This is a genomic window from Pseudomonas sp. SA195 (assembly GCF_054131565.1).
In genome coordinates, this window is sequence record NZ_CP096392.1 from 172,094 (window position 1) to 196,664 (window position 24,571).

The following is a 24,571-nucleotide window of genomic DNA, read 5'->3' on the forward strand; positions in this document are numbered from 1 at the left end:
AGATGGATCTGAAACAACAACTGCGCGTACGCCTGGCCGAATCACCGCTCTGGCTTCGTTGGCAGCGTCTGCAGCCGCGTGAGCGGCTCTCCCTGACCTTGCTCGGCGCCTTCCTGTTGGTAGTGCTGTTCTACTTGTTGCTGTGGCAACCGGCGCAGCAGCGGGTCCGCGATGCGCGTGAAGCGTTCGAGCGTGAGCGCGAACTCTATGCCTATCTGCAGCAGAACACTGAGCTGGCACGGCAGATGTCCCGCAGCAATCCCATTGTGCTGGCGCCCGAGGCGCTGCAGGGCCTGGTCACCCAGAGTGCACAGGCCAACGGCCTGACCATCGAGAGCTTCGACAACGGCAGTGACGGCAGCCTGCAGGTCAGCCTGCCGAGCGCGTCCTACCCGACGCTGCTGCGCTGGTTCGATGAGATGCAGGGCAATGGAGCCGCCATCGGTGAGGTGAGCATCAGCCAGGTCGGCGATGGGCTGGTGGATGCGCGAGTGAGTTTTCTAGCCGGCGGCTGACCGGGGAGCAGGAGCCCGGCCAGCCTCTAGCCTCAGGCTGTTGGCTGGAACTGGTTGGCCAAGGCGCGCAACGCAGCTTCGGCGTCGAGCACCTTGTTGACTACGTCGTCGGCCTTTTCCCGGGTGAGGCCCAGGCGATCGAACAGGCTTTGCGGAATGTCTGCATAAGGCCCCGAGCCGATGCCGCGGTTGCGCAGCAGATGCACGGCCAGGCAGACCAGGTTCGCATGTCCGGCATGCTCGCCGGTGTAGTCCGGGTCATGCTGGAACCGCAAGGCGACCGACAATTCCTCCGGCATTTCCCAGTAGCGCATCAGCCAGGCACCGATCTGCTCGCGGGTGATGCCCAGCAAGTGCTGTTCGATGGTGCTGTGGTCCAGGTGCGGGTTGACCTCCAGGTGCCGGCAGATCAGCGAAAAGTGCGGTGGGAAGACGTGGGCCAGTACCAGATAACCGAAGTTGTGCAGCAGCCCGGCCAGGTAGCTGAGGCCTGCCTCGGGGCGCTGGGTGCGAGGAATCGCACGGTTCAGCCCCTCGATCACTGCGGCGGTGTAGATCGCCTGTTGCCAGTAGGGCGTGGCCTGCTGCGGGTGATCCTTCGGCAGGCTGAGGGTCTTGCCGAGCGCGAGGCCCAGGGCGAGGTTGATGACCAGATCGAAGCCCAATACGCGGACGATGGCGTCCTCCACCGAGCGAATCTTGCCGGGGGCGCGGTAGTAAGGCGAGGCGGCCCAACTGACCACCTGCGCGGCGAGTGCCGGGTCGGTCTCGACCACGCCGGTCATGTCGTCGACGCTCGCTTCAGGACTCACGCGCAGCTTGATGATCTTCTGTGCCGTCTGCGGCAACGGGGGAATCTCGAGGGTCTCCTCGAGGCGCTTCTGGATGCGCCGCGCGGTGAAGCTCTGCACCGCTTGGCTGATCTCGGTGCTGTCGTCGCCGGGGCGATCGAGGTTAGGGCGAATGCCGCTCAGCGGCGCGGCGAACTGGCCGGCGCTGGCCTTGCTGAGCAGTTGCTTGAAGTCCTGGCTGGCCATGGCCACCAGCAGGCCAGGGTGGCCGCTGTCGACCAGCACTTCAGGCTGTTGCAGCAGACGCTCTTCATAAAGACAGGGGGAGCTCGTCAGCGGTGGCAGGCCTGGCAGCACGCGCAGGTCCTGCTTGGCCAGCATGCGCGTTAGGCGTTCGGGCGTGACGGCGGTGAGCTGGCGGCCAGTCAGCTCGACCAGGCGCGGCAGGTCGAGCAGGTGGTCACGGGGATACAGAACCAGCAGTGCGCCGATGGCGTCGTCCAGCAGCACGGCCTGCACACGCGTGGCGGGGTCCAGGTCCGTGCGGTCTTCACAGGTGCGGTAGGGCAGCGCCAACTTGTCCAGCAGCTGGACAATCAGGGGAGGCAGCGTGACATCGTTGGTTTGGTCGACAGCCGAATTCATGAGCGAGGTTCCGTCTTATTCCCGTGCGGCGCAGTATAGCCCCAGCTTTAGTGCGGTTTGGGTTTGCCGACGAGCGTCAAACCTGACCGTATTGCTGACCATGGCGCAGCCAGCGCTCAAGCAATGGGCTGACATGCTGGGGCCAATGTGCCAGAAGTGCCTGGGCTGCGTCACGGACGCTCGGAAGGAGATCTGCGTCACGCATCAAGTCGGCGACCTTGAATTGGAGCAGCCCCGTCTGACGGGTGCCGAGCATTTCGCCGGGGCCGCGCAGCTCAAGGTCCTTCTCGGCGATGACGAAGCCGTCGCAGGTTTCGCGCATGATCGCCAGCCGTTCGCGGCCGATCTGCGAAAGCGGCGGATGATAGAGCAGCACGCAATGGCTGGCCGCGCTGCCGCGCCCGACGCGCCCGCGCAGCTGGTGCAGTTGGGCGAGCCCGAGGCGTTCGGGGTTTTCGATGATCATCAGGCTTGCGTTGGGCACGTCGACACCCACCTCGATCACGGTGGTGGCGACCAGCAGCTGCAGCCGGCCTTCCTTGAATTCGGCCATTACCGCCGCCTTCTCGGCCGGCTTCATGCGTCCGTGGATCAAGCCGACCTTTAAGCCGCCAAGCGCCGCGCTGAGGTCCTCGAATGTTGTTTCTGCAGCCTGGCAGGTCAGCTCCTCGGACTCTTCGATCAAGGTGCAGACCCAGTAGGCCTGGCGTCCCTCATTGCACGCCGAGCGCACCCGCTCGATGACTTCCAGACGGCGGCTGTCGGCCACCAGCACGGTGTTGACCGGGGTGCGGCCCGGCGGCAGCTCGTCGAGGAGCGAGGTGTCCAGATCGGCGTAGGCGCTCATGGCCAGGGTACGCGGGATGGGCGTGGCGGTCATGATCAGCTGGTGCGGGCAGAGCCGACCCTCGACGCCCTTGCGCCGCAACGCCAAGCGCTGCTGGACGCCGAAGCGGTGCTGCTCGTCGATGATTACCAGCGCCAGGCGGCGGAACTGCACCTCGTCCTGAAACAGCGCATGGGTGCCGACCACCATCGGGCAGCCGGCCGCGATGCGCTCCAACGCTGCGGCACGGGCTTTGCCTTTGAGCTTGCCGGCCAGCCAGGCGACCTCGATGCCCAGCGGCTCGAGCCACTTGCAGAAGGTGATGAAGTGCTGCTCGGCGAGGATCTCGGTCGGCGCCATCAGTGCGACTTGATAGCCGGCTTCCAGCGCCTGCAGGGCGGCAAGGGCGGCAACGACCGTCTTGCCGGCACCGACGTCGCCCTGCACCAGGCGCAGCATGGGTTCGTCCTGGGCCAGGTCATAGGCGATCTCGGCGCCGACGCGCTGCTGCGCCCCGGTGGGCTGGAAGCCGAGGTTGGTCAAATAGCGCTGAGGCAGGTCGCGGGCGACCGGTAGCGGAGGCGCGTGCTGCGCGCGGCTGCTCTCGCGCAGGCGCTGCATCGAGAGTTGGTGGGTCAGCAGCTCTTCGAAGGCGAGACGGTGCTGGGCCCAGTGCCGGCCTTCGGCGAGCTCTTCCAGGTCGGCATCCGGCGGCGGTCGGTGCAGGTAACGGATTGCTTCGTCGAGCTTGGCCAGCCGGTAGTCGCGGGTCAGCTCCGCGGGCAGCCAGTCCGGCAGGCTGTGGGGGCCGAGCCGTGCCAGCGCCTGTTCAGTCAACTGGCGCAGGCGCTGCTGGGTCAGGCCTTCGGTGGTCGGGTAGATCGGGGTCAGCGTCTGTTCCACGGCGACCGGCGTGCTGTCGCTAAGCGCGCGGTATTCGGGGTGGTAGATCTCCAGCCCCGACGCACCGGGGCGCACTTCGCCGTAGCAGCGCACCTGGGTGCCGCGCTTGAGCGCTTCCTTCTGCGCCTGGCTGAAATGATAGAAGCGCAGGCTGAGGCTGCCGCTACCGTCGTGCAGGCGCACCAACAGACTGCGTCGTCGTCCCATCACCACGTCGGCGCCGGTCACCGTGCCTTCGACCACTGCATCCTGGCCTGGACGCAGCGCGCCGATCGGCACGATGCGGGTACGGTCCTGATAGCGCAATGGTAGGTGGAACAGCAGGTCCTGCAGGGTTTCCAAACCGACCTTGGCGAGCTTTTCGGCCAGCGCCGCGCCGACGCCCTTGATCGCGGTGACCGGGACCGCCGACAGCTCGCTCATGGGTTCAGGCGTTCGCGGCCGGCGGCTTGGCGACCGAGCACAGCCGGATGGAATCGGCCAGCACTTCGATGGCCTTCGGCCGCGGGAAGCTGGCGCGCCAGGCGATCGCCACGGTGCGGAAAGGCACCGGCGGCGTCAGCGGGCGGATGTCCAATACGCCGGCGGAGTAGTGATGGCTGTCGACCGCCGACAGCGGAAGGATGGATACGCCCAGACCCGAGGCGACCATATGGCGGATGGTTTCCAGCGAGGAGGATTCGACGGTGGTATGGCTCGGTGCCTCGCCCTTGCGGGTGGTGGGGCAGGCTTCAAGCACCTGGTCGCGGAAGCAGTGGCCTTCCCCGAGCAGCAGCAGGCTCTTGTCGTTGAGCATTTCGCTGTCGATGGTTTCGCGCTTCGCCCACGGATGGCCGGCCGGCATCAGGACATAGAAGGGCTCGTCGTACAGCGGCAGGGTCAGGACATCGGCTTCCTGAAAGGGCAGCGCGATGATGATCGCGTCCAGCTCACCGGTGCGCAGCTTGTCGCGCAGGATATGCGTGAAGTTTTCCTCGATATACAGCGGCATGTCCGGCGCCACGCGGTGCAGCTGCGGGATCAGATGCGGGAACATGTAGGGGCCGACGGTGTAGATGGCGCCCACTTTTAGCGGTGCCGCCAGCTGGTTCTTGCCGGCCTGAGCGAGCTCCCGAATGCTCTGTGCCTGCTCGAGAACCTTTTGCGCCTGGGTGACGATGCCCTCGCCAACCGGGGTCAGGCGTACCGCACTTTTGGTCCGCTCGAAAATCAGCACGCCAAGCTCGTCCTCGAGCTTTTTAACGCCCACCGAAAGGGTAGGTTGGCTGACATGGCAACGCTCGGCGGCCCGGCCGAAGTGCTGTTCTTGGGCGAGCGTGACGATGTAGCGCAGTTCGGTCAGTGTCATAGCGTCATTCCATCAGAGTGCCGGCTAGCATAGCCTTTGCTCGTGTTCGAACCAACTGGCTGCCTGTTGTTCCTTTTACATCGCAACGAGCGCACAAAGCGTCGCCAGCAGTACACTCGACGCAGGCGGGCCCGAACGATGGCTCGCACCGGTTATGGAGCAACCGCCATGGCAAAGCGTCCTTCTGTAATGATCGCCGGCTGCGGTGACGTCGGCAGTCGTCTGGGGCTGCGGATGAGCCGGGCTGGCTGGACGGTGTTCGGCCTGCGCCGCGAGGCCTCGTCGCTGCCGGTGCCGATTCTGCCGGTCCGCGGTGATCTGGCCTCGCCCGAGGTGCCGCGTGGTTGGCCCAATGTCGCGCTGGACTACCTCGTCTACGCCGCTTCGGCCAGCCAACATGATGAGCCGGGTTATCGTCAGGCCTACGTCGAGGGCCTGCGCAACGTGCTCGGCTGGTTGCAGCAACGCGGCCAGCAGCCGCGCCGCTTGTTCTTCCTCTCCAGCACCGGCGTCTACGGGCAGCACGGCGGCGAGTGGATCGACGAAACCTCGGCAACCGAACCGAGCGGCTACACCGGTAGCGTCATGCTGGAAGCAGAGGCGCTGGCGGCGGCCAGTGGCCTGCCAGCAACCTGCGTACGCATGGCGGGGCTCTATGATCCCGTGCGGCCCTGGATGCAGAACCAGGTACGCGCGGGGTTGCGTGTCGATCGGGAGCCTGCGCAGTACAGCAACCGCATCCACCGCGACGATGCCGCCGGCTTGCTCGCCTGCCTGCTGGAAAAGGATCTTGCCGGAGCGCCGCTGGAGGACTGTTATCTGGGTGTGGATGACGACCCTGCCCCCCTTCACGAAGTGGTCGACTTCCTGCGCGAGCGGCTCGGCGTCACGCATTGGGCAGAACAGACGATGACCCGCCGCGCTGGCAGCAAACGCTGCAGTAATGCGCGCGCCCGCGCGCTGGGCTGGGTGCCACAGTATCCAAGCTACCGCAACGGCTACGCCTCCCTTCGCCCCGGCAAGGGTTAAGTAAGGAGCCGCGTCGCGGGGGGGTGGGGCCGCGGGGGTCGCACGCAGAGCGTGCTCCTACAGCAAGGGCGGTGCGATCAGCCCGGTGGAGCGCCTTAGATCAATGGGCGAACGGACCGCATAAGGCCTCCCCGCACCGAACCGCGTATGTCATTCCGTCGGCGATCCGCCCGTTTGGCCGTCATTTCCCGCAACTCTGCCGACATCGTGCTTACTAAAAATCTGATAGCACGCACGCCGTACACCCTGCCGCATGGCAGCAGTCGGGTCAGGAGCAGCTGCCGCAGCGCGGCGAAGTCATCAGGAAGAACCACCACGGCGGCGTTTTCGAACACCGAAGCAGGAGATTTTTCCAATGAGAGCCCTTCGCTGGCACGGTAAGCACGACATCCGCTGCGACAACCACGTACCCGATCCGTCGATAGAAGACCCCCGCGACGCCATCATCAAGGTGTCGTCCTGCGCCATCTGTGGCTCAGACTTGCACCTGTACGACGGTTTCATGCCCGGCATGCAGCACGGTGACATCATGGGTCACGAGTTCATGGGCGAGGTGATGGAAGTCGGCTCGGCGAACAAGAAGCTCAAGGTCGGCGACCGCGTGGTGGTGCCCTTCACCATCGTCTGTGGCGAGTGCGATCAATGCCGGCGCGGTAATTTTTCCGTTTGCGAACGTACCAACCGCAACAAGGACGTGGCCGACAAGGTCTTCGGCCACACCACCGCTGGCCTCTATGGCTACACCCATCTCACCGGCGGCTATGCGGGCGGCCAGGCCGAATATGTCCGTGTTCCCTACGCCGATGTCGGTCCGGTCGTTGTTCCAGATGGCATGACTGACGAGCAGGTGCTGTTCCTCGGCGACATCCTGCCCACCGGCTGGCAGGCCGCGGCGCAGTGCGATATCCAGCCCACCGACACGGTTGCCGTGTGGGGCGCAGGACCGGTCGGCCAGTTCGCCATCCGCAGCGCGATCATGATGGGTGCCGAGCAGGTCATCTGCATCGATAACGTGCCCGAGCGCCTGTCGATGGCCCGCGCCGGCGGCGCCATCACCATCAATTTCGATGAAGAGAGCGTGCTCGAGCGGCTCAAAGAGCTGACCCGCGGCAAGGGCCCGGAGAAGTGCATCGACTCGGTGGGTATGGAAGCTCACGCGGCGCGTTCCATCGACTCGATGTACGACCGCGCCAAGCAGGCGCTGATGCTCGAGAGCGACCGCCCGCACGTGCTGCGCGAGATGATCTACGTCTGCCGTCCGGCCGGAATCATCTCGATTCCCGGCGTCTACGGCGGGCTGATCGACAAGATTCCGTTCGGCGCGGCGATGAACAAGGGCCTGACCTTCCGCATGGGCCAGACCCACGTCAATCGCTGGACCGACGACCTGCTCAAGCGCATCCAGGAAGGCCAGATCGACCCGAGCTTCGTCATCACCCACAGCGTCAGCCTCGAGCAGGGTCCGGAGATGTACAAGACCTTCCGCGACAAGCATGACGGCTGCATCAAGGTCGTTCTCAAACCCTGAGGCCCGGGTGGCGGTTCCCTGGTACAGGGAGTCGTCATCTGCTTCCCCCGAGCCCCGAAGGAGGGACTGAATAATGAGCGTTCCACATCGCGTTACCCGCCCCAACCATTCCGCTCGTACCCTGGCCCGCGGGCTGGGCTGGTTCAGCATCGGCCTGGGCCTGGCCGAGGTGCTGATGCCCGGCAAGCTGGCCCGCTTCCTCGGCGTACCCGGCAACGAGGGACTGATCCGCGCCTGCGGCGCACGGGAAATCGCCACCGGCGTCGGCCTCCTGCTCACCGACGATCCCAAACCCTGGATATACGGCCGCATCGGCGGCGATGCCCTCGACCTGGTCGGCCTGGGCCTGAGCATCGAAAACGGCACCGAGCAGGTCAACGCGGCCATTGCCGCGGGGGCGGTGGCTGGTATCACGGCACTGGATATCAGCTGCGCCAAGGGGTTGGCCGCCGAGAGTCATTACGTTACCGAATGGGACTACAGTGACCGCAGCGGCTTCCCGGCGGATCCGCAAGCGATGCGGGGGAAGGTCGAGGCGGAGTTCGCCGCGGCGCGGGCTGAGCCGAATGGGTACAGTCCCTCGACGATGTTGCATTAAGGGGCATTCCGGCTGTCGCCGACGGGACGCGTTGCGCGGGTTGGTTTTGCGCGCTGGGTGACTACCGAGTTGGTTGAGGGCTTGGTATCGCGCTGCTGGGTGGGTTTCTTTTGGCAGTCGCCCGGATGGACGGTCTGCCAAAGGGACCAAAAAAGCCTTAGTTCTGCGTATTGCGCTGTTGTGGGAGCGGCCTTGGCCGCGAGGCTTTTGGGCTTTTGGGCTTTTGGGCTTTTGGGCTTTTGGGCTTTTGGGCTTTTGGGCTTTTGGGCTTTTGGGCTTTTGGGCTTTTGGGCTTTTGGGCTTTTGGGCTTTTGGGCTTTTGGGCTTTTGGGCTTTTGGGCTTTTGGGCTTTTGGGCTTTTGGGCTTTTGGCTTCCGAGCCTAGGGCCCGATGGCGGAGCTAGCTGGAGCATTGGTTTCGCCCTGCTGGGCGACTCACTTTTTTCAGTCGCGAAAAAAGTAAGCAAAAACGCTTGCCCCTGCATCCGGCCCCGGCTGCGCCGGGGTTCCCTCGCTCCGGTGACGTTCCAGGGGCCCGCCGCGAAGGGCCATCCCTGGCCCATCGCGGCTCTCGCGGCATCCATGCCGCTCAACCCCTTCCACGCCACCTGCGCTCGGCCTCCTGAAAGGGGCGATTCGGTGTCGTCTGCCGGGCCGTGCGCTTACAAGAAGAGCAAAAAACGTAGCATGCGAGATGTCCTGTGCTGCACGTTGATAACGTTCACTCACGCGGCCCCACCGCCCCACGAGACTTGTTTGTCGCTTTGTCGCTTTGTCGCTTTGTCGCTTTGTCGCTTTGTCGCTTTGTCGCTTTGTCGCTTTGTCGCTTTGTCGCTTTGTCGCCTTTGCTCCGTTTTCTTTGCACAGATCGCCAGACGACACAAAACGCCCCATCAGGAGGGTGAGCGCAATCGTTGCGTAAGGGAGCGAGCCGCATGGATGCGGCGAGAGGCTTAAAGGGCCATGGATGGCCCTTGTAAGCCGGCCCCTGAAGCGGCGATGGAGCGAACGAACCCCGGCGCAGCCGGGGCCGGATGGCGGGGCAAGACCTTTTGGTTCCTTTTGGGGCAATTGCCAAAAGGGACTCGCCCAGCAGGGCGAAACCAATGCCCCAGTCAGCTCCGCCATCGGGCCCTGGGCTCGGAACTCAAAGTCGAAAAGCTTCGCGGTCAAGACCGCTCCCACGACAGCGCAATATGCAGGGGCAATCGGTTTTACGCGCTTAATAGCTCGAAAAAGCAACTCGCCCCGAACAATGCGACAGGCCATTTTTTGCTAAGGTCTGCAGCCCGCCCCGCACCGCCACCCCTGGCGGTCACCACCCGATGAGAACCCATGTCCGCCGTCGTCAACGTCGTCCTCCCGGTCTTTGCCTTGATCCTGCTGGGTTTCATCTGCCGCCGTACCGGCCGCATGGGGCCGACTGGGGCTTCCGAGCTCAACCGGTTCGTGGTCTGGCTGGGGTTGCCGGCGCTGCTGTTCAGCGTGGTGGCCAACTCCACATGGGCGCAGTTGTGGCAGCCCGGCTTTATTACAGCGTTCGCAGTGGGTTGCCTGGGGGTGTTCGCCTTTACGCTGGGTTATCGCCTGCTACAGAAACAGCCGCTGGTCGATGCCAGCCTCGATGCACTCGGCGCGTCCTATGCCAACACGGGTTACATCGGTATTCCGCTGTGCATGCTGGTGTTGGGCGACGAGGCGCTGCAGCCGGCCATGGTGGCTTCGATCGTAGTGGTCTGCGTGTTGTTTGCCATCGCCCTGGCTTGTGTCGAAACCGGCCTGCACAGCGGCCAAGGCTTCAGCCGTACGCTCGGCAAGGTAGCGTTTGCGCTGCTGCGCAACCCATTGGTGGTGGCGCCAATGCTGGGTGGGCTTTGGGCGGCCAGTGGGGCGACATTGCCGGTAGCGGTGGCGACTTTGCTGGAGCTGCTCGGCGCAGCGGCGGCGCCCTGTGCGCTGGTCTCGCTGGGGTTGTTCCTGGCGCAACCGCAACCAGGCGGGCGGGTGGCGGGGGTTTGGCCTCTGGTAGGTCTGAAGCTGATCGCGCAGCCGCTGATCACCTGGTATTTGGCGTTTCAGATCTTCGAGTTGCCGCTGCTATGGGCCTATTCGGCACTGCTGCTGAGTGCGTTGCCTACCGGGACGGGCCCCTACATGCTCGCCGAGTTCTATGGGCGGGAGGGCTCGCGGGTGTCGCGTGTCGTGCTGTATTCGACGCTCGGCTCGCTGGTCACCCTGTCGGCGTGCCTGGTGCTGTTGCCGGTGTAGAGGTGGCCTTGCACCCATCCTACGGATCTGGTGCCCCTATCAAAGGTCTGGAACGCGTGGATAAGCCTGCGGCGTTATCCACCCTACGCCTGGGCCGGTCGTAGGGTGGATGGCCACCCCGTGGAAAACCGCGAAGCGTTTGCCACGCGGTAACGTTCAGCCCGCCGGCCGCGTCACTTCCAGCACCACCGCTGCGATGCGGTCGCACTCGGTATAGGCACCTTCAAGTAATTCCTCGCCGAACACGTCCGGATCCACCTCCCGGTAGCGCCAATCGAACCCACGCCCCTCGAGACGTTGCTCGACCTCGCGACGGAACGGGTCCTGGCTGCCCTTCATCGCAACGCCCGTATACAGCAGCAGAGTGCCGCAGGGCGCCAGACGTTGCAGCGCGCTGTCGACGATCGCCAGAGACAGGCCCGCACCAAGCGGGCCGCCGCCGTGCCGATAGGCGCGCTCGCCCGGGTCGACCAGATAGGGCGGGTTGGCCAGGATCAGATCGAAGTCGCCTTCGACATCATCGAGCAGGTCGCTGTGGCGTGTGCTCAAGTTGTCGGCTCCGGCCAGGGCGGCGTTGGTGCGGGTCATGCGCAGCGCCAGCGGGTTGATATCCACAGCCAGCACCTCTGCTTGCGGGCGTGCCAGAGCGGTGAGAATTGCACCGGCGCCGGAGCCGCAGCCGATGTCCACCGTGCGGGCGATGTTGCCCGGGTGATGGCTCAGATGCGCGCTGATTGCGTTGGCGAAGCGATAGGTATCGGGGCCGAAAAAAACCGAGTCCGGCGAGTCGGTCGGGTAAGCCGAGTGCACGAAAAGTTGGCCGTCAAGGCTTGATAGCCGCACGCGGCTACGCCAGTGGGAATCGCAGGGTGCCAGGACGCCAGCCTGGTCCATGAGGCTGAAGATCGCCGGTGGCAGCAGCTCATGCTGGAACGGCCGGCTCCAGCCGAAGACGCCCTGCAGATCCTTGGCGAGCTGGTTCTCGGGGCGTTGATTGACTCGCTCGTGCGTCAGAGGCGTCGGAGTAACGAAGTGGTAGCCGCGTTCGCGCAGCGCATTGACCAGCTGCAGCAACGCGCGGTCTTGAGTGGTTTCCGTTGTCATAGTGCTTCCCTGGCTTTCGCCTATCAGTTGAACAATCCGGTAAAGATGCGGGTGGCCAGCAGCCCGGCCGCGCTGTGGTGGCGGGTCGGCGCGAGCAGCGGCACCAGGTGATGCATGCGTGCCTCGCGGCTTGGCAGTTGCGCCAGTTGTTGTTCGAGCAGTTGGGTCTCGGTGTCGAAGTCGCTGTTCGGCCGATCCTTGGCCGCGACCAGCGCAGGCTTGTTCGGGCGCTCGGCCGGCGTGCGTCGGCGGCTATTGAATTGAGCCTGGCGCTGCGCCAGGGCCGGGTGCGGCTTGCCCGACGTCGGGGCCTGCTCGGCCAGCCAGTCCCCTGCAATCCAGTCGTGGATAAGCTGCTGCTCGTGTGCGCTGAATACGCCGAACATCGGGGCCTGCTCGCCCGTGATCAGCTGCCAGAAACGGCTGTGCTGCGGATCCTGGTGGCGTTTGATCCAGCCACGCTGTTGAAGCGTGTCGAGAAAGCGCGGAATCAGCGCCGGTTCGGCGAGCCAGGCGTTCACCGTGCGGCCGTCGAAGCGGCAGTAGTCCGAGTGGACGAACTGCCCGACCGCCGCCTTCTTTTCCAACACCCGCATCACTTCGTGCTCGGGTTCGAAATCGGCGATCACCGACAGCGTGCTCGCGCCGAGATCGTTGAGTCGATAGCCGTTGACGACCCGGCGATAGAATTCTTCGCTGTCGGCCACTTGTGGCCAGGCAGACAACAAACCCTGTACGGCCTTTTTCGCATGGCCGTTATCGGCGTTGTCTACTGTCACGTGCAGGGTGAAGTAATAGGGGTCGATGCCTAGCTCAGTGAGCTCGTAGGAACTGATCAGCAGATGCAGCGGAAGCTGCTCGTAGCCGAGATTGAAGCCGATCACCTCCGGGAGGAACCGTTCGGCATGCTCCGCCAACGCCAGCTGAATCGCACCCTGAACGAAATGCTCGTCTTCGAGGCTTTGCCAGTCATCACATCCCTGGCTGGCGAGCAGCTTGCGGTAGAGCACGACATGGTTCTTGTCTGGCTGGCCTTCGCCGAGCTCTTCCAGATAGGTCTGGATCAGTGAGGTGAAGCGGGCGTCGTCCCAGCGCTGCAACAGGCCATAAAGCCAGGCGCCGTCGACGAGCTTGGTCGGTGCCACGCCCCGCAGGAAATGCAGCGCGTGCGCCTTGCTGGTGAAGTAACGGCGTGGCCCGCCCGCGCGGCGCTCGTCCAGATAACGCTGGTACTGCGCGCCGACCTTGGCGGTATGCCCTTCGAGCCATTCGCCAAGCCCGGCCGGATGTTCGGGCAGGTCACAGGGTAGCGAGGCGGCCTTGCCCAATTGCAGTTCGAGATACTCCGCTGCGCTTGCGCGGATTTGTTCGCTGGCAGGCGACTCGAGCAGGGCGAAATAGAGTTCCTTGGAAGGCGCCCTTGCCTCGGGTGCCACGAGCAGCGCATCGACGGGGAGGCTTGGAGTCAGTTGCATAGGTTCACACGGCGGCAGAAGGGGAGGCCCCAGATGACTTTTTTGGCCCCGCCCGCTGGGTATTAGTTCAGCGCGCCTGCCGAATGGCCGGTCATCAGCGGGGGCTGATCGTCGTGCAACTTCTACCCATGACGGTCTTCCTAACTGCAAGGGCGCGTATCGCCCAGCCCATCCCATCAGGAGGTCCTAATGAACCCATCCGAGCGTGGCAAACAGAACCTGGAGACTCTCGAAGACCGCATCCCAGCGCGCGACGACCAGGCCCGCAGCAACGGCCGCACCAGTAACGGCGAGGCGGCCGGAGGCGATCGCGACGACGTGCCGGGTGGCGCCTACAACGTGCCGTCGGACATGACCGAGGAGGTCAGCGACGACCCGGCGCGCGGCAGCGATAAACCCCGGCACTAGTCCAGCGGCCCGGGCGGCGAAAAAAAATGGCGTCCGGGCTTAAGAAAATCCTATCGATGGTCGCTTGCTGGCTCTACGTACATCGTCCTACGGCGCCTGGCTCGTCATGCGTCAGGGCCGCCGAACGAGACCGCAGAGCCCGCCATGCGCCAACATACCCGCCTCAGCTTTCGTCACCTCAGCCGCATCCTGGTCACCAATCGCCTCAGTGGGGATCCGATGGGCTACGTGGCAGACCTGTCCATGGGTGGGTTGCGGCTGGTCGCCAAGCAGCCGCTGGGCATGAGTGGCTGCTATGAAATGGTGCTGCACGTGCCGGACCAAGGCGAGCGGTTGCGTGAGGTCGAGGTGGTCGTGATCTGCCAGTGGGTGCGCAAGGATTCCCGTCGCGATGCCTTCGAGATGGGCTTTTCGCTGGACCGGCCCAGCGCGGCCTTCATCGACCTGGTCGGACGGTTGCTGCCCAAGCGGCGTTGATCAGCGATTGACCACCCGGGCCGGCAATGCGGCTACCAGCAACGAACCGAGCAGCAGGCAAGCGGCGAAGAACAGCAAGGCGCTGCCGCTCTTGCCGGTCAGCTGCAGCGTCACCCCGATCACCGTGTTGCTGACCAGCCCTGCAATATTGGCCAGCGAGCACGCCAGGGCGAAGCCGGTCGCTGCAGCCGTGCCGGTGAGGAAGGTCGCCGGCAGGCTGAAGAATACGGGCACCGCACCGATGATCGCCGCCTGTGCGATTGAGAACAGCAGGACCGTGATCAGCACGTTGTCCGTATAGGCCGTACTGGTGGCAAGTGCGGCGGCGCCGATCCAGAACGGCAGGATGATGTGCCAGCGCCGCTCGCGGAAATGGTCTGAACTGGCGCCTAGCCCCAGCATGCCAATGACCGCAGCGACGCTCGGCACTGCCGTGAGCAATCCGATGACCGTGACATCACTGACGCCCGCATTGCGGATGAAGGTCGGCATCCAGAACCCCATCGCGTATGCGCTCAGCAGAATGGCGAAATCGATGCCACCGAGCATCCAGACCTTCAGGTTGAAGAAGCCCTGGCGAAAGCTGTCGCCGCTGGCCGGGCTCTGTGCCTCGTCCAGCGTCAGGTCGCGCAGCACCTGCCCTTGCTCGGTAACATCCAGCCAGCTGGCTTGCTTGGGTCCCTCGGGCAGCATCCGCAGCGCCAACAGCCCAAGCAGTACGCTGGGAATGCCTTCGAGCAGGAACAACCATTGCCAGCCGCGTAGCCCCTGAATCTGGTCGAAATGATCGAGAATCCAGCCGGATAGCGGCGCGCCGATGACGCTCGACAACGGCAGGCCGATCATGAACAGCGCGATCATTCGCCCTCGCCGGTAGGTCGGAAACCACAACGTCAGGTAATAAAGCGCGCCAGGGAGGAAGCCCGCCTCAGCGACGCCGAGCAGGAAGCGCACCAGGTAGAACTGCCCGGGCGTGGTGACCAGCATGGTGCAGGCCGACAGCACACCCCAGGTGATCATGATCCGCGCGATCCAGACCCGCGCACCGACGCGCTTGAGGATCAGGTTGCTGGGCACTTCGAAGAGAATGTACCCGACGAAAAACAGGCCCGCCCCGAGACCGAATGCCGCTTCGCTGAGCTGCAACTGATCGGCCATCTGCAACTTGGCGAAGCCGACATTGATACGGTCGAGGTACGCCGCCAGGTAACAGAAGCAGAGAAACGGGATCAGCCGCCAGGCAATCTTGCGATAGAGACGCGGGTCGTTCGGCTCGCCGTGAGTGGCCTGGGCATCGGGCGCGGGCGCCTGGGGCATTGGTTGTCTCCGTGTCTGTCATGTGTCGAAGGCAGCTCGGCATAGTAATGGAGCCGGGTGGCTGAGTCAGAACCTCTGACCCGAGACGTGCAGCGGAATGTCCCGTGTCGCGCTCAGCGCAATGACAGGCGTGCGTGGCTTTACTGGCAGACCGGCGCGAACTCGAACCCCATTGCCCCGGTCGCACCTGTTCGACCGGTGCTCTTCGGTGCGCCTGAAATTGTCCGGCAACTCGCAACTCAACGGAGACAGGCATGACTTCACAGTGGATCGACATTCCCGCGCAAGACGGCAAATCCTTCAAGGGCTACCTGGCTCTGCCGCCGCCGGCCACGGCCCTGGCATCGTGCTGATTCAGGAAATTTTCGGGGTGAACGACCATATCCAGTCGGTCGCCGACCAGTACGCGTCCGATGGTTATGTCGTCCTGGCGCCGGATCTGTTCTGGCGCAGCGAGCCGGGCGTGCAGCTCGGTTATGACGGCGACGACTGGGAGCGGGCCTTTGCTTTGATGAAGGCGCTGGACTTCGAGCTTGCCATTGACGATCTGCGCCGCAGCGCCGAGCTGCTGCGCGAACGCGACGACTGCAGTGGGCGCGTAGCCTCGGTGGGCTACTGCATGGGCGGTGTGCTGTCTTATCTGCTGGCGTCCCACCCAGGCGTCGATGCTGCGATCTGCTACTACCCCGGCAGCATCGAGAAGCGTCTGGATCAGGCGGAGAAGATCAAGTGCCCGACGCTGTTCCACTTCGCCGAAGAAGATGACCACATCGACAGCGACGCAGTCGCGGCCTTGCAGGAAAAGATGGCGCAGGTCGGTGGGGCCCAGATCGAGACTTACCCGGGCGTCGACCATGGATTCAACTGCTGGGCGCGGCCAGCCTACAGCCAGAATGCCGCGGCGCTGGCGCATGGGCGGAGCCTGGTGTTCCTGGCGGAGAATCTTTGAGCAGTCCAGATGGCTAGGGATCGCCCCGTAGGCGCTGCAAGATCGAGCCCTGCTTTGCGACCTGCGGCTACGAAGGGCCCGTGATCGCGAGCAAGCTCGCTCCTACAAGAGCAGCCCGCTCCGGCGGCGAACTCCGTACCTGTAGGAGCCAGCTTGCTGGCGAACCGGGAAATTTCGCGGGTCGAACGACTGCATCGAGCGTGGCTGCGGCATCGTCGACCTGATCTTTCGCGAGCAAGCTCGCTCCTACAGGAGCAGCCCGCTCGGGGGCGAACTCCGAACTTGTAGGAGCCAGCTTGCTGGCGAACCGGGAAACCGGGGGGCGAAACACTGCAGCGGGCACGGCTGCGGCATCGTCTACCTGATCTTTCGCGAGCAAGCTCGCTCCTACAGGAGCAGCCCGCCCCGGGGCGAACTTCGCACCTGTAGGAGCCGGCTTGCTGGCGAACCGGGAATTCTCGCGGGTCGAACGACTGCAACGGGCGCGGTTGCGGCATCGTCGCCCTGATCTTTCGCGAGCAAGCTCGCTCCTACAGAAGCAGCCCGCTCCGGGGCGAACTCCGCACCTGTAGGAGCCAGCTTGCTGGCGAACCGGGAAATCTCGCGGGTCGAACGACTGCATCGGGCGCGGCTGCGGCATCGTCGACCTGATCTTTTGCGAGCAAGCTCGCTCCTACAGGAGCAGCCCGCTCCGGGGCGAACTCCGAACCTGTAGGAGCCAGCTTGCTGGCGATCCCCCAGGCTCCCGAGTCGCGGGGATCGCCGCCAGCCGGCCAGAGCCGTGGCTGATCAACCCAGCGTCCCGAGTATGTTCACCCCGACCCGATCCGGAATCTCGTTCTGCGACAGTACGTGCAGCCCTGGGCTGAACACCCGTGCGTAACGCGACAGCAGCGGGCGCAGCTGTGGCATCACGGTCAGGATCGGCGGGTGGCCGTCCTTGCGCAGCTTTTCCTTCACCACCGGCATGCTGTTCTGCAGCTGGTTGAGCAGGCTCGGCTCCACCGGGATGTTGTCCAGGCTCACCTGGCCGGCCTGCTGGGCAATCGCGAGGGCATTGAGCAGGGTGTTTTCCAGTGCGTTTTCCAGCACGAAGACCGCCAGTTCGCGACGATCACCGGCAATCATCGAAACGATGCTACGGCGCAGGGCATAACGTACATCAGCCGCCAGCAGCACCGGGTCCTTGGTGGTTTCGCTGCATTCGAGCAGGGTGCTGGCGATGGTTTCGATGTCGCGCAGCGGCACCTCCTCCTGCAGCAGCTGACGGTACACGCGCATCTGCTGGGTGTAGCTCAGCGCGCCCTTCAGGCTTTCGGCCAGCTTTGGCGCCTGCAGCGTCAGGCGTTGCATCAGGTGCTCGACGTCGTCGTGCTTGAACAGGTCCGGCAGGTGCTCCCGCACCACCTTGTTCAGGTGGGTGGCGACCACGCTGGCGCAGTCGATCACCTGATAGCCGAGGTTCAGCGCCCGCGACTTGTCCGTCGGCTGAATCCAGACCACCTGCATGCGGTACGCCGGATCGGTGCCAAGGATGCCGTCGATCTCGCCGTACAGCTCCGGCGAGGGGATCGCCATCAGGCGGTCGGCATGCAGCTCGGCGCCGTCGATCTTCTCGCCATTGATGTAGATGTCATATTGCGAAGCCTTGAGCCGCAAGCTGTCGCGGATCTGCACTTCCGGCAGCAGGAAGCCCAGGTGCTCGGAGAGCGTCTGGCGCACGCCGCGCACCCGTGCCGGCAGCGGCGCGCCCGAGGCTTCGTTGACCAGCCCGACCAGCTTGTAGCCCAGCGAAATCGACAAACGCTCGACCAGCGGAATGTCTTCCCAGGCCAGCGTCTGGGCCTTTTCCTTGTCCATCGCCTGGCCGAGCTGCTGGATCTCCTTGAGATCCGCTCCGGCAGCCGGCGGCTCGTGCAGCGACACCCGCCAGCCGATGAAACCGATCAGCGCGGCAAAGCCGATAAAGGCCAGGTGCGGCATGCCCGGCACCAGGCCGAGCACGAAGAGGATACCGGCCACGGTGTACAGCGAGGCCGGGTTGGCCAGCAGCTGGCGCTGCACCTGGCTGGTGATGTCGCTGGATTCGTTGATCCGCGTGACGATGATCGCTGCCGCGGTGGACAAGAGCAGCGCCGGAATCTGCGCGACGAGGCCGTCGCCGATGGTGAGCAGGGCGTACTGCTTGAAGGCTTCGCCAGCCGCCAGGTCGTGGGCGAACACGCCGATGGCGAAACCGCCGAACAGGTTGATCAGGAGGATCAGGATGCCGGCGATGGCGTCGCCGCGGACGAACTTCGAGGCACCGTCCATGGCCCCGTAGAAGTCGGCTTCCTTGGCCACTTCCTGGCGCCGCGCCTTGGCTTCTTCCTGCGTGACGAGGCCGGCGTTGAGGTCGGCATCGATGGCCATCTGCTTGCCCGGCAGGGCGTCCAGGGTGAAGCGCGCGGTCACTTCCGAGATCCGCTCACCGCCCTTGGTGATGACGATGAAGTTGATGATCATCAGGATCACGAACACCACCAGGCCGACGATGAAGTTGCCGCCGATGACCACTTCGCCGAAGGCCTCGATCACCTTGCCCGCCGCGCCAGTACCGGTATGACCCTCGAGCAGCACCACGCGCGTCGAGGCGACGTTGAGCGTCAGGCGCATCAGCGTGGTGATCAGGATCACCGTGGGGAACAGCGAGAAATCCAGCGGACTTTTCGACGACACGCTGACCAGCAGCACCAGGATCGACATGGCGATGTTGAAGGTGAACAGCACGTCCAGCAGCTGCGGCGGCAGCGGCAGGATGATCATCGCCAGGATCGACAGGAGTCGCTGGAAAAGATTCGCCAGTCGGGCCGCGAGACGCTGCTGTTCAGCGGTGGCCGTCAGCTGGCCGAACCGGTGGCCGTGGTGCTCGACGACGAGATGACCGACGAGCAGATCCTGCGCCGCTTCAACGGCAGCCTGGGTCAGGCCGGGATTCGCGCCGAGCTGGACCAGAACGGTGCGCTGAAATTTTCCGCCCGCGAAGGCGACTGGCAGACACTCAAGGGCCAGCTGGCGGTACAGGGCGAAGGCAAGCTGTTCGACAAAGGCCGGTACGTTCGCGTGCAGAGCGAGGACGACCAGCTGCTGAGCTTCCCCGATGAACTGCAGCTCGATTCCTTCCGCGAGCTGCGCCGTCTGCTCGATTCGGTGGTGGCCGGGCTCGACAAGGTCACCACGCTGCGCGAACAGCTGAGCAACCGCCAGCAGGAAATCCGCGAATTCCTCGCCCGCCAGGCGCATGTCGACGAGAAGCAGTGGGCCATGGATTTCTCGCGCTCGGTGTTCAACCTGATGCAGCGCAGCCCATCGAGCTACGCTGCGGTCACCCAGACGGTCGTCGCCCAGGCGACCATCAGCCGCTTCGCGGTGGTCAGCCTGCTGTCCTGACGAGCCGCCCCCTCACGGCTCGCCGCGATCGATGAATTTCACATCCGAAGGCCGCCCCAGCGGCAGCGTTTGCACGGTATCGCCGAGCTTGCCGCTGTCGGGGTCCCGCGCCAGTACAACCAGTCCGTCACTCTTCTGATTGGCAACGATCATGAACTGGCCGCTCGGGTCGATGGCGAACTCCCGCGGCTCGCGGCCTTCGCTGCTGCGCTGCTGAATCTCGCGCAACATGCCGGCTTCCTCGATTGCATACACCACGATGCGGTTGGTCTCGGCGCGGTCGCTGACGTAGAGGAAGCGGCCGTCTGGTGAAGGGTGAATGGCGCCAGGTGAATGTTTGGACACATCGCCATTTTCGGCCAGGCTGACGAGTTGGCGCTGCACCAGGGTGCCATCGACATGATCGAAGCGCGCGACCTGGGCGCTCAGCTCCAGTGTGGCGTAAGCCTGCAGCCCGTCCGGACTGAACACCAGATGGCGTGGGCCGCTGCCGCCGGGCAGGGCGATGAATGCGGGGTCGGCGGGGGAGAGCGGTCGCTCGGCGTTGGCTGGGTCGTAGCGGTAAGCGAATATCTTGTCTGCACCCAGATCGCTGACGAAGAGCGTCTTGCCATTGGGCGACATCACAGCCGAATGCACGTGCGGGCCCTGCTGGCGCTCCGGGTGTACTTCGCTGGCCTTGTGCGCGGCAATCTGCGTGACGGGCGCCAGGGTGCCGTCGTTCGCCGTTGGCATTACCGCCAGGCTGCCACCAGGGTTTGGCCGCGAGCCATAGTTGGAGACGAACAGATAGCGGCCGTCGCGGCTTTGGCTCAAATGGGTGGGCTCGTCGCCCAGGCTGACCTGCTGCGCCAGTGGCGACAGCCTGCCGCTGTTCACCGCAATCATGAAAGCACTGACCCGGCCTACGGGGTCGGGCTGCCCCGGCCCGTTCTCGTTGGTGGCGTAGAGCCGGTTGCGGTTGAGATCCAACGTCAGCCACGAGGGGTTGTGGCTACGGATGACCTGCAAGGGCTGCGGTTCGATCTGGCCGCTGCCAGCGTCGAATTGCATGCGGTAGATGCCGCGATCATCCTCTTCGCTGGTGTAACTGCCGACTAGAAACTGGTACATGGGTGCCGCTACTCCCGAGGCGCTGAACGCCAGCGCGCCGAGGAGGGCACTGTGGCGCAGGGCAGTGATGAGGTGGCGCATGGCGGATCTCCCGAACGTGCGTGAGGCTATGACCGCAGCCGCGCCGCAACGCTCCACGCGTTGCCCTTCAGCCCTGCGTTCGTACCTTTAGCGCACGCTGGCCCAGCGCTTTGCGGCGGTGCAACCCGTGCAGCGAAATCGCCACCGGTACGGCCAGGGCGAACCAGCTCAGCCAGTCGCCCAACCCGTCGGATACCAGCCCGGCAATCAGCCCGAAGAGCGAAAGCGTGGCGATCACCAACGGCCAGAACCAGATACGCATCATGGCTGCCGCTCCGTAACGCCGCGCTTGAGCCATAGGTACAGGCCGCTGCCGAGCACGATGATGGTGAGGATGTCGAGCAATCCCCAGAGCACCTTGAGCGGTAATCCCCCGTAGTCACCAAAGTGCAGCGGTTCGGACAGCTGCAGCGCGGTGACGTACCAAGGGCGGGCGCTGGCTTCCAGCACGTCGCCCGTGGCGGGATCGACCAATAGGGCCTGGGTCAGGCGCGAAGTGAGCGGCGTGTCGCCGCGCAGGATCACGGCGATGTGCTCGGGCGTGGCGCGCAGGGTGCCGGGGTAGGCGATCATCGATACCGCCATGCCGGGTGCAGCGGCCAATGCGCGATCGACTGACGCCTGCAGTGTGCCGTCCACGGCGGGTGCGCCCTCGGCCTCGGCAGCGAGCAGCACGCGCGTCTCGCCGGCCTGCAGCGCCGCGACCTGCTCGGCCTGCCAACCTTTGAAGATCAGATCAGCCCAGGTGTTGATCACGCCAGTGAAACCTACTGCCAGCGCCCATACCAGGGTGACGATGCCAAGCAGGTTGTGCAGGTCCAGCCAGCGCGTGCGTGCGGCGCGCTCCTGGCGCACTTCACCGAAGCGCAGCTTACGCATGAAGGGCGCGTAGAGCACCACGCCGGATATGATCGCGATCATCAACAGCAGGCCCATCAAGCCGAGGAACAGCTTGCCGGGCAGGCCGGCGTACAGGTCCACGTGCAGGCGATACATGACGCTCATGAAGCCTTCGTCGAAGTTCGGTGCACCGAGCACCCCGCCGGTGCGCGCATCGGAAAGGATCAGGGTCGACTCGCTTTCGTCGGTATCGACACGGGTGTCGAGCTTCACGTACCAGAGGTCGGGCTCGTCTTCCTCGGCGAAGAAGTACAGCGGCACCAGCCCCGGATAGGCCGCCACCGCCTGCGCCGCCACCTGGTCGACCGGCGCGCGGGGAGCTCCTTCGGGCATGGCCGGCGCTTCGATCTCGTCGCCGGCCAGGTGCTCGATTTCATGCGAGAAGACTAGCGGCAGGCCGGTCAGGCACAGCATCAGGATGAACAGCGTGCAGACGAGGCTGGACCACTTGTGGACCCAGCCCCAGCGCCGAAGCGTTGCTGCCTGCATCAGAAGTCGACCGTGGCGCTAACCGTGAGGGTGCGGGGCGCGCCGAGGACGAGGTAGTTCGAGCCCGGATAGCCGCCAGCGGAGGCCCAGTAATCGCGGCCGGTGGCGTTGTCCAGACGAGCCCGCAGGACCACGTCCCGGTCGTCGATGGTCATACGGTAACGAGCGCCGAGGTCCAGGCGAGTCCAGGAGGGCAAGCGCAGGTCATTGCTGGCGCTGGCGTACTGCTTGCCGGTATGCACCACCAGGCTGGTCAGGGTCAGCCCCTGCATGCCGGGCACATCCCATTCGCCACCGACATTGGCCTGTACCTTAGGAACGCCGATGGCATCGTTGCCATCGTTTGCGCCGTTGAGGGTCTTCTTCTGTTCGGCATCCAGCAGGGTCAGGCCGCCTAGCAGACGTATCCCATGGGCGGGCTCGCCGAAGACCGACAGCTCGATGCCACGGTTGCGTTGCTCTCCGCCCTCGCGGAACAGCTGGTTTTCAACGATGCCGAAAGGCCGTTTGGTATTGAATACCGCAATGCTGCCACCCAGGTTACCGCCGTCGTATTTGAGGCCGACCTCGGTCTGCTTGGCGACATAGGGCGCCAGGATCGCATCATCATTGAGCACTGGCAGCCCGTTGGATGTTGCCGGGGCGGTTTCACCCTTGGTCAATCCTTCGATGTAGTTCGCGTACACCGAAAGCTCGTCGGTCAGCATGTATACAACGCCCGCGACGGGGGTGACTTCGTGGTCATCGTACTGGCCACTGCGGTTACCGGTCTGCGAGGAATAGCTCTTCGTTTCGATGCCCTGCCAGCGCGCACCAAGCGTGACCAGAAGGCGGTCATCCATGAAGCCCAGCGTGTCGGCTAAAGCGAGGCTTTTCGTACGGATGCGCTCTGTTACATGCGGATCAGAGAGGTCTCCACCATCGTAGGTAACAGTGGTGGGCAGCACCGCGTCGAACGGGTTGTAAAGGTTACCGACCACCGGGGCGTAAAACTGATTTGCCCCCTTTTCCCGCGAGTCGTACATTGCCGCCGAAGTCACGAGCTGATGCGAGACTGCGCCTGTCTGCAGGCGCACGCGCAAGCCGGCTTCGCTGGTGAATACGCTGTCTTCGCGGTAATTGTCGAAGCGCGAAGCGGAGGTTGTGCCAATGGCTGTGGCCCGTGGATTGGCAAGGCGATTTTGTTCCTCACCCTCACGCAAACCGGCGGCCAGCCAGCCAGTCACGGCGTCGGCGAAATCGTATTCGGCGCGAAAGGTGCCAAAGGTCTGCTTCTCTTTCGAATAGGTCCAGGACTGCGCAAAGTTATCGTCAGCATCTGGCGCGCTGGGCAGGCCACCGTTCGGTGTCACGCTCGGGCGTGGTTCATCGATGAAGTGGTACTGGTGACCAATGTCCGCCGACAGACGCAGGCGATCACCCTGGTAATCCAGGCCCAGCGCGAACATGTCCAGCGTTTGGTCCTCGTCGTCGACACCAGTTTCGCCAGCGCGTTTGGCGGCGTTGAGACGAAAGCCGAACTGGTTTTCCTCGCCGAAGCGGCGGCCCACGTCCGCCGCGACTGTGCCCTGGCCTCCGCTGCTGGCACCAACGGTCATTCGCGTTAGCGGCTCGTTCGTAGCGCGCTTGGGCAGCAGGTTGATAGCGCCGCCAAGGCCGGTACCGCCTGGTGCCGCGCCGTTAAGAAAGGCGCTCGCACCCCGGAATACTTCGGCTCGCTCGATAAATTCGGCGGCAACGTACTGTCGAGGCAACAGGCCATACAGTCCGTTGTAGGAAATGTCGTCCGAGTACAACGGGAAGCCGCGCACGACATAAAGCTCCTGCATGTTGCCGAAGCCTCGCGCGACACGGACCGAAGGATCGTTCTGCACGATATCCGACACGCTGCGCGCCTGCTGATCCTGAATCAGCTGCGAGGTGTAGGACGTAGAGGTGAACGGCGTTTCCATGTAGTCGCGATTGCCCAGGATGCCCACCCGGCCGCCCCGGGCAACTTGTTCGCCTGCGTAAGGTTGAGTCAGGCCTTCAGCAGAGGCGTCGGCGCTAGCTGTGATCTCGACCGATTGCAGTTCCACCGGCTCGGTGGTCGCCGCCTGGGGCTGGCGCTCGATTTGTTCCTGCGCCATCAACGGCGTGCCAGTGAAGCTGGCCGCAAGGCAAACGGGCAGCAGGGCGGTTTTGCGTGCGAAGCGAAGAGTGGGCATGGGAGACCTGACCGGCATGGAGGCAATGGGTGGATCACGGAGCAGAGGCCGACGAAACGGCATGCTATCTGAGGGCCACTATCATATTTCAATGCGAACAATTCGCAACCTAAGTTGCATCATCCTGCGCCGAATGGTCGCGACTATGCCGTTGGTCGTCATATTCGGAAAC

The 24,571-nt window shown here is 64.3% G+C and carries 18 protein-coding genes and 2 pseudogenes; 9 read left to right on the top strand and 11 right to left on the bottom strand.

What is annotated here, in order from left to right:
- Window positions 1-2 precede the first annotated feature (2 nt).
- The gene (locus M1D78_RS00815; protein WP_437422443.1) at window positions 3-515 is read left to right on the top strand and encodes a type II secretion system protein M; all 513 of its coding nucleotides are present in this window, start codon (window positions 3-5) and stop codon (window positions 513-515) included.
- A 32-nt stretch (window positions 516-547) separates the two neighbouring features.
- Here M1D78_RS00815 and M1D78_RS00820 read toward each other — a convergent pair whose 3' ends face one another.
- The 3 genes from M1D78_RS00820 to M1D78_RS00830 all read right to left on the bottom strand — a co-directional run bounded on the left by M1D78_RS00820 (window position 548) and on the right by M1D78_RS00830 (window position 5,028).
- A complete protein-coding gene (locus tag M1D78_RS00820; RefSeq protein WP_437422442.1) occupies window positions 548-1,951 on the bottom strand; it encodes an aminoacyl-tRNA deacylase and HDOD domain-containing protein in 1,404 nt (467 codons plus the stop codon).
- Between the two features lie 76 nt (window positions 1,952-2,027).
- Window positions 2,028-4,103, bottom strand: coding sequence for an ATP-dependent DNA helicase RecG (recG, locus tag M1D78_RS00825; protein WP_437422441.1), 2,076 nt, complete (start codon window positions 4,101-4,103; stop codon window positions 2,028-2,030).
- A gap of 4 nt (window positions 4,104-4,107) precedes the next feature.
- Window positions 4,108-5,028 (bottom strand): hydrogen peroxide-inducible genes activator, encoded by a 921-nt coding sequence (locus M1D78_RS00830; RefSeq protein WP_423707242.1) that lies wholly within the window; start codon window positions 5,026-5,028, stop codon window positions 4,108-4,110.
- Window positions 5,029-5,196: 168 nt separating this feature from the next.
- On the opposite strand from M1D78_RS00830, the gene M1D78_RS00835 reads away from it, so the two are divergent.
- The 4 genes from M1D78_RS00835 (at window position 5,197) to M1D78_RS00850 (ending at window position 10,450) form a co-directional block, all read left to right on the top strand.
- The gene (locus M1D78_RS00835; RefSeq protein ID WP_437422440.1) at window positions 5,197-6,057 is read left to right on the top strand and encodes an NAD-dependent epimerase/dehydratase family protein; all 861 of its coding nucleotides are present in this window, start codon (window positions 5,197-5,199) and stop codon (window positions 6,055-6,057) included.
- Between the two features lie 355 nt (window positions 6,058-6,412).
- Window positions 6,413-7,585, top strand: a complete 1,173-nt coding sequence (locus tag M1D78_RS00840) for a zinc-dependent alcohol dehydrogenase (RefSeq protein WP_437422439.1) — start codon at window positions 6,413-6,415, stop codon at window positions 7,583-7,585.
- Between the two features lie 73 nt (window positions 7,586-7,658).
- Window positions 7,659-8,183: a transcriptional regulator gene (locus tag M1D78_RS00845; protein WP_217475525.1), complete on the top strand. Its 525-nt coding sequence runs from the start codon at window positions 7,659-7,661 to the stop codon at window positions 8,181-8,183.
- A gap of 1,334 nt (window positions 8,184-9,517) precedes the next feature.
- The gene (locus M1D78_RS00850) at window positions 9,518-10,450 is read left to right on the top strand and encodes an AEC family transporter (protein WP_437422438.1); all 933 of its coding nucleotides are present in this window, start codon (window positions 9,518-9,520) and stop codon (window positions 10,448-10,450) included.
- A 156-nt stretch (window positions 10,451-10,606) separates the two neighbouring features.
- Here M1D78_RS00850 and M1D78_RS00855 read toward each other — a convergent pair whose 3' ends face one another.
- Window positions 10,607-11,554: a methyltransferase gene (locus M1D78_RS00855; RefSeq protein WP_437422437.1), complete on the bottom strand. Its 948-nt coding sequence runs from the start codon at window positions 11,552-11,554 to the stop codon at window positions 10,607-10,609.
- A gap of 23 nt (window positions 11,555-11,577) precedes the next feature.
- Window positions 11,578-13,029 carry an iron-containing redox enzyme family protein gene (locus M1D78_RS00860; protein WP_437422436.1) on the bottom strand — a complete coding sequence of 484 codons (1,452 nt, stop codon included), beginning with the start codon at window positions 13,027-13,029 and terminating at the stop codon, window positions 11,578-11,580.
- A gap of 189 nt (window positions 13,030-13,218) precedes the next feature.
- Here M1D78_RS00860 and M1D78_RS00865 point away from each other — a divergent pair, with 189 nt between their 5' ends.
- Together M1D78_RS00865 and M1D78_RS00870 are read left to right on the top strand one after the other, a co-directional pair.
- Window positions 13,219-13,437: a hypothetical protein gene (locus M1D78_RS00865; protein WP_437422435.1), complete on the top strand. Its 219-nt coding sequence runs from the start codon at window positions 13,219-13,221 to the stop codon at window positions 13,435-13,437.
- Between the two features lie 144 nt (window positions 13,438-13,581).
- A complete protein-coding gene (locus M1D78_RS00870; RefSeq protein ID WP_437422434.1) occupies window positions 13,582-13,914 on the top strand; it encodes a PilZ domain-containing protein in 333 nt (110 codons plus the stop codon).
- On the opposite strand, the gene M1D78_RS00875 is transcribed toward M1D78_RS00870, so the two are convergent.
- A complete protein-coding gene (locus tag M1D78_RS00875; RefSeq protein ID WP_437422433.1) occupies window positions 13,915-15,231 on the bottom strand; it encodes an MFS transporter in 1,317 nt (438 codons plus the stop codon).
- Between the two features lie 370 nt (window positions 15,232-15,601).
- Here M1D78_RS00875 and M1D78_RS00880 point away from each other — a divergent pair, with 370 nt between their 5' ends.
- Window positions 15,602-16,180: a dienelactone hydrolase family protein gene (locus tag M1D78_RS00880; RefSeq protein WP_437422432.1), complete on the top strand. Its 579-nt coding sequence runs from the start codon at window positions 15,602-15,604 to the stop codon at window positions 16,178-16,180.
- Between the two features lie 789 nt (window positions 16,181-16,969).
- On the opposite strand, the pseudogene M1D78_RS00885 reads toward M1D78_RS00880, so the two are convergent.
- Window positions 16,970-19,003 (bottom strand): annotated as a pseudogene (locus M1D78_RS00885) (flagellar biosynthesis protein FlhA); the annotation flags it as partial.
- On the opposite strand from M1D78_RS00885, the pseudogene M1D78_RS00890 reads away from it, so the two are divergent.
- Window positions 19,001-19,609 (top strand): annotated as a pseudogene (locus tag M1D78_RS00890) (hypothetical protein); the annotation flags it as partial. The pseudogenes M1D78_RS00885 and M1D78_RS00890 overlap by 3 nt on opposite strands.
- 12 nt (window positions 19,610-19,621) lie before the next feature.
- Here M1D78_RS00890 and M1D78_RS00895 read toward each other — a convergent pair.
- The 4 genes from M1D78_RS00895 to M1D78_RS00910 all read right to left on the bottom strand — a co-directional run bounded on the left by M1D78_RS00895 (window position 19,622) and on the right by M1D78_RS00910 (window position 24,399).
- On the bottom strand, window positions 19,622-20,803 hold the full coding sequence (locus M1D78_RS00895; protein ID WP_437422431.1) for a lactonase family protein: 1,182 nt from the start codon (window positions 20,801-20,803) through the stop codon (window positions 19,622-19,624).
- Between the two features lie 67 nt (window positions 20,804-20,870).
- Window positions 20,871-21,068, bottom strand: a complete 198-nt coding sequence (locus tag M1D78_RS00900; RefSeq protein ID WP_437422430.1) for a hypothetical protein — start codon at window positions 21,066-21,068, stop codon at window positions 20,871-20,873.
- On the bottom strand, window positions 21,065-22,192 hold the full coding sequence (locus M1D78_RS00905) for a PepSY-associated TM helix domain-containing protein (protein WP_437422429.1): 1,128 nt from the start codon (window positions 22,190-22,192) through the stop codon (window positions 21,065-21,067). The genes M1D78_RS00900 and M1D78_RS00905 overlap by 4 nt, the downstream gene beginning before the upstream one ends.
- Window positions 22,192-24,399 carry a TonB-dependent receptor gene (locus tag M1D78_RS00910; protein ID WP_437422428.1) on the bottom strand — a complete coding sequence of 736 codons (2,208 nt, stop codon included), beginning with the start codon at window positions 24,397-24,399 and terminating at the stop codon, window positions 22,192-22,194. The genes M1D78_RS00905 and M1D78_RS00910 overlap by 1 nt, the downstream gene beginning before the upstream one ends.
- Between the last annotated feature and the right edge of the window lie 172 nt (window positions 24,400-24,571).

What these genes read in the sequence shown, in the direction of transcription:
- M1D78_RS00815 (WP_437422443.1), top strand. Translation starts at nt 3, where the DNA reads ATGGATCTGAAACAACAACTGCGCGTACGCCTGGCCGAATCACCGCTC.
- M1D78_RS00820 (WP_437422442.1), bottom strand. Translation starts at nt 1,951, where the DNA reads ATGAATTCGGCTGTCGACCAAACCAACGATGTCACGCTGCCTCCCCTG.
- recG (WP_437422441.1), bottom strand. Translation starts at nt 4,103, where the DNA reads ATGAGCGAGCTGTCGGCGGTCCCGGTCACCGCGATCAAGGGCGTCGGC.
- M1D78_RS00830 (WP_423707242.1), bottom strand. Translation starts at nt 5,028, where the DNA reads ATGACACTGACCGAACTGCGCTACATCGTCACGCTCGCCCAAGAACAG.
- M1D78_RS00835 (WP_437422440.1), top strand. Translation starts at nt 5,197, where the DNA reads ATGGCAAAGCGTCCTTCTGTAATGATCGCCGGCTGCGGTGACGTCGGC.
- M1D78_RS00840 (WP_437422439.1), top strand. Translation starts at nt 6,413, where the DNA reads ATGAGAGCCCTTCGCTGGCACGGTAAGCACGACATCCGCTGCGACAAC.
- M1D78_RS00845 (WP_217475525.1), top strand. Translation starts at nt 7,659, where the DNA reads ATGAGCGTTCCACATCGCGTTACCCGCCCCAACCATTCCGCTCGTACC.
- M1D78_RS00850 (WP_437422438.1), top strand. Translation starts at nt 9,518, where the DNA reads ATGTCCGCCGTCGTCAACGTCGTCCTCCCGGTCTTTGCCTTGATCCTG.
- M1D78_RS00855 (WP_437422437.1), bottom strand. Translation starts at nt 11,554, where the DNA reads ATGACAACGGAAACCACTCAAGACCGCGCGTTGCTGCAGCTGGTCAAT.
- M1D78_RS00860 (WP_437422436.1), bottom strand. Translation starts at nt 13,029, where the DNA reads ATGCAACTGACTCCAAGCCTCCCCGTCGATGCGCTGCTCGTGGCACCC.
- M1D78_RS00865 (WP_437422435.1), top strand. Translation starts at nt 13,219, where the DNA reads ATGAACCCATCCGAGCGTGGCAAACAGAACCTGGAGACTCTCGAAGAC.
- M1D78_RS00870 (WP_437422434.1), top strand. Translation starts at nt 13,582, where the DNA reads ATGCGCCAACATACCCGCCTCAGCTTTCGTCACCTCAGCCGCATCCTG.
- M1D78_RS00875 (WP_437422433.1), bottom strand. Translation starts at nt 15,231, where the DNA reads ATGCCCCAGGCGCCCGCGCCCGATGCCCAGGCCACTCACGGCGAGCCG.
- M1D78_RS00895 (WP_437422431.1), bottom strand. Translation starts at nt 20,803, where the DNA reads ATGCGCCACCTCATCACTGCCCTGCGCCACAGTGCCCTCCTCGGCGCG.
- M1D78_RS00900 (WP_437422430.1), bottom strand. Translation starts at nt 21,068, where the DNA reads ATGATGCGTATCTGGTTCTGGCCGTTGGTGATCGCCACGCTTTCGCTC.
- M1D78_RS00905 (WP_437422429.1), bottom strand. Translation starts at nt 22,192, where the DNA reads ATGCAGGCAGCAACGCTTCGGCGCTGGGGCTGGGTCCACAAGTGGTCC.
- M1D78_RS00910 (WP_437422428.1), bottom strand. Translation starts at nt 24,399, where the DNA reads ATGCCCACTCTTCGCTTCGCACGCAAAACCGCCCTGCTGCCCGTTTGC.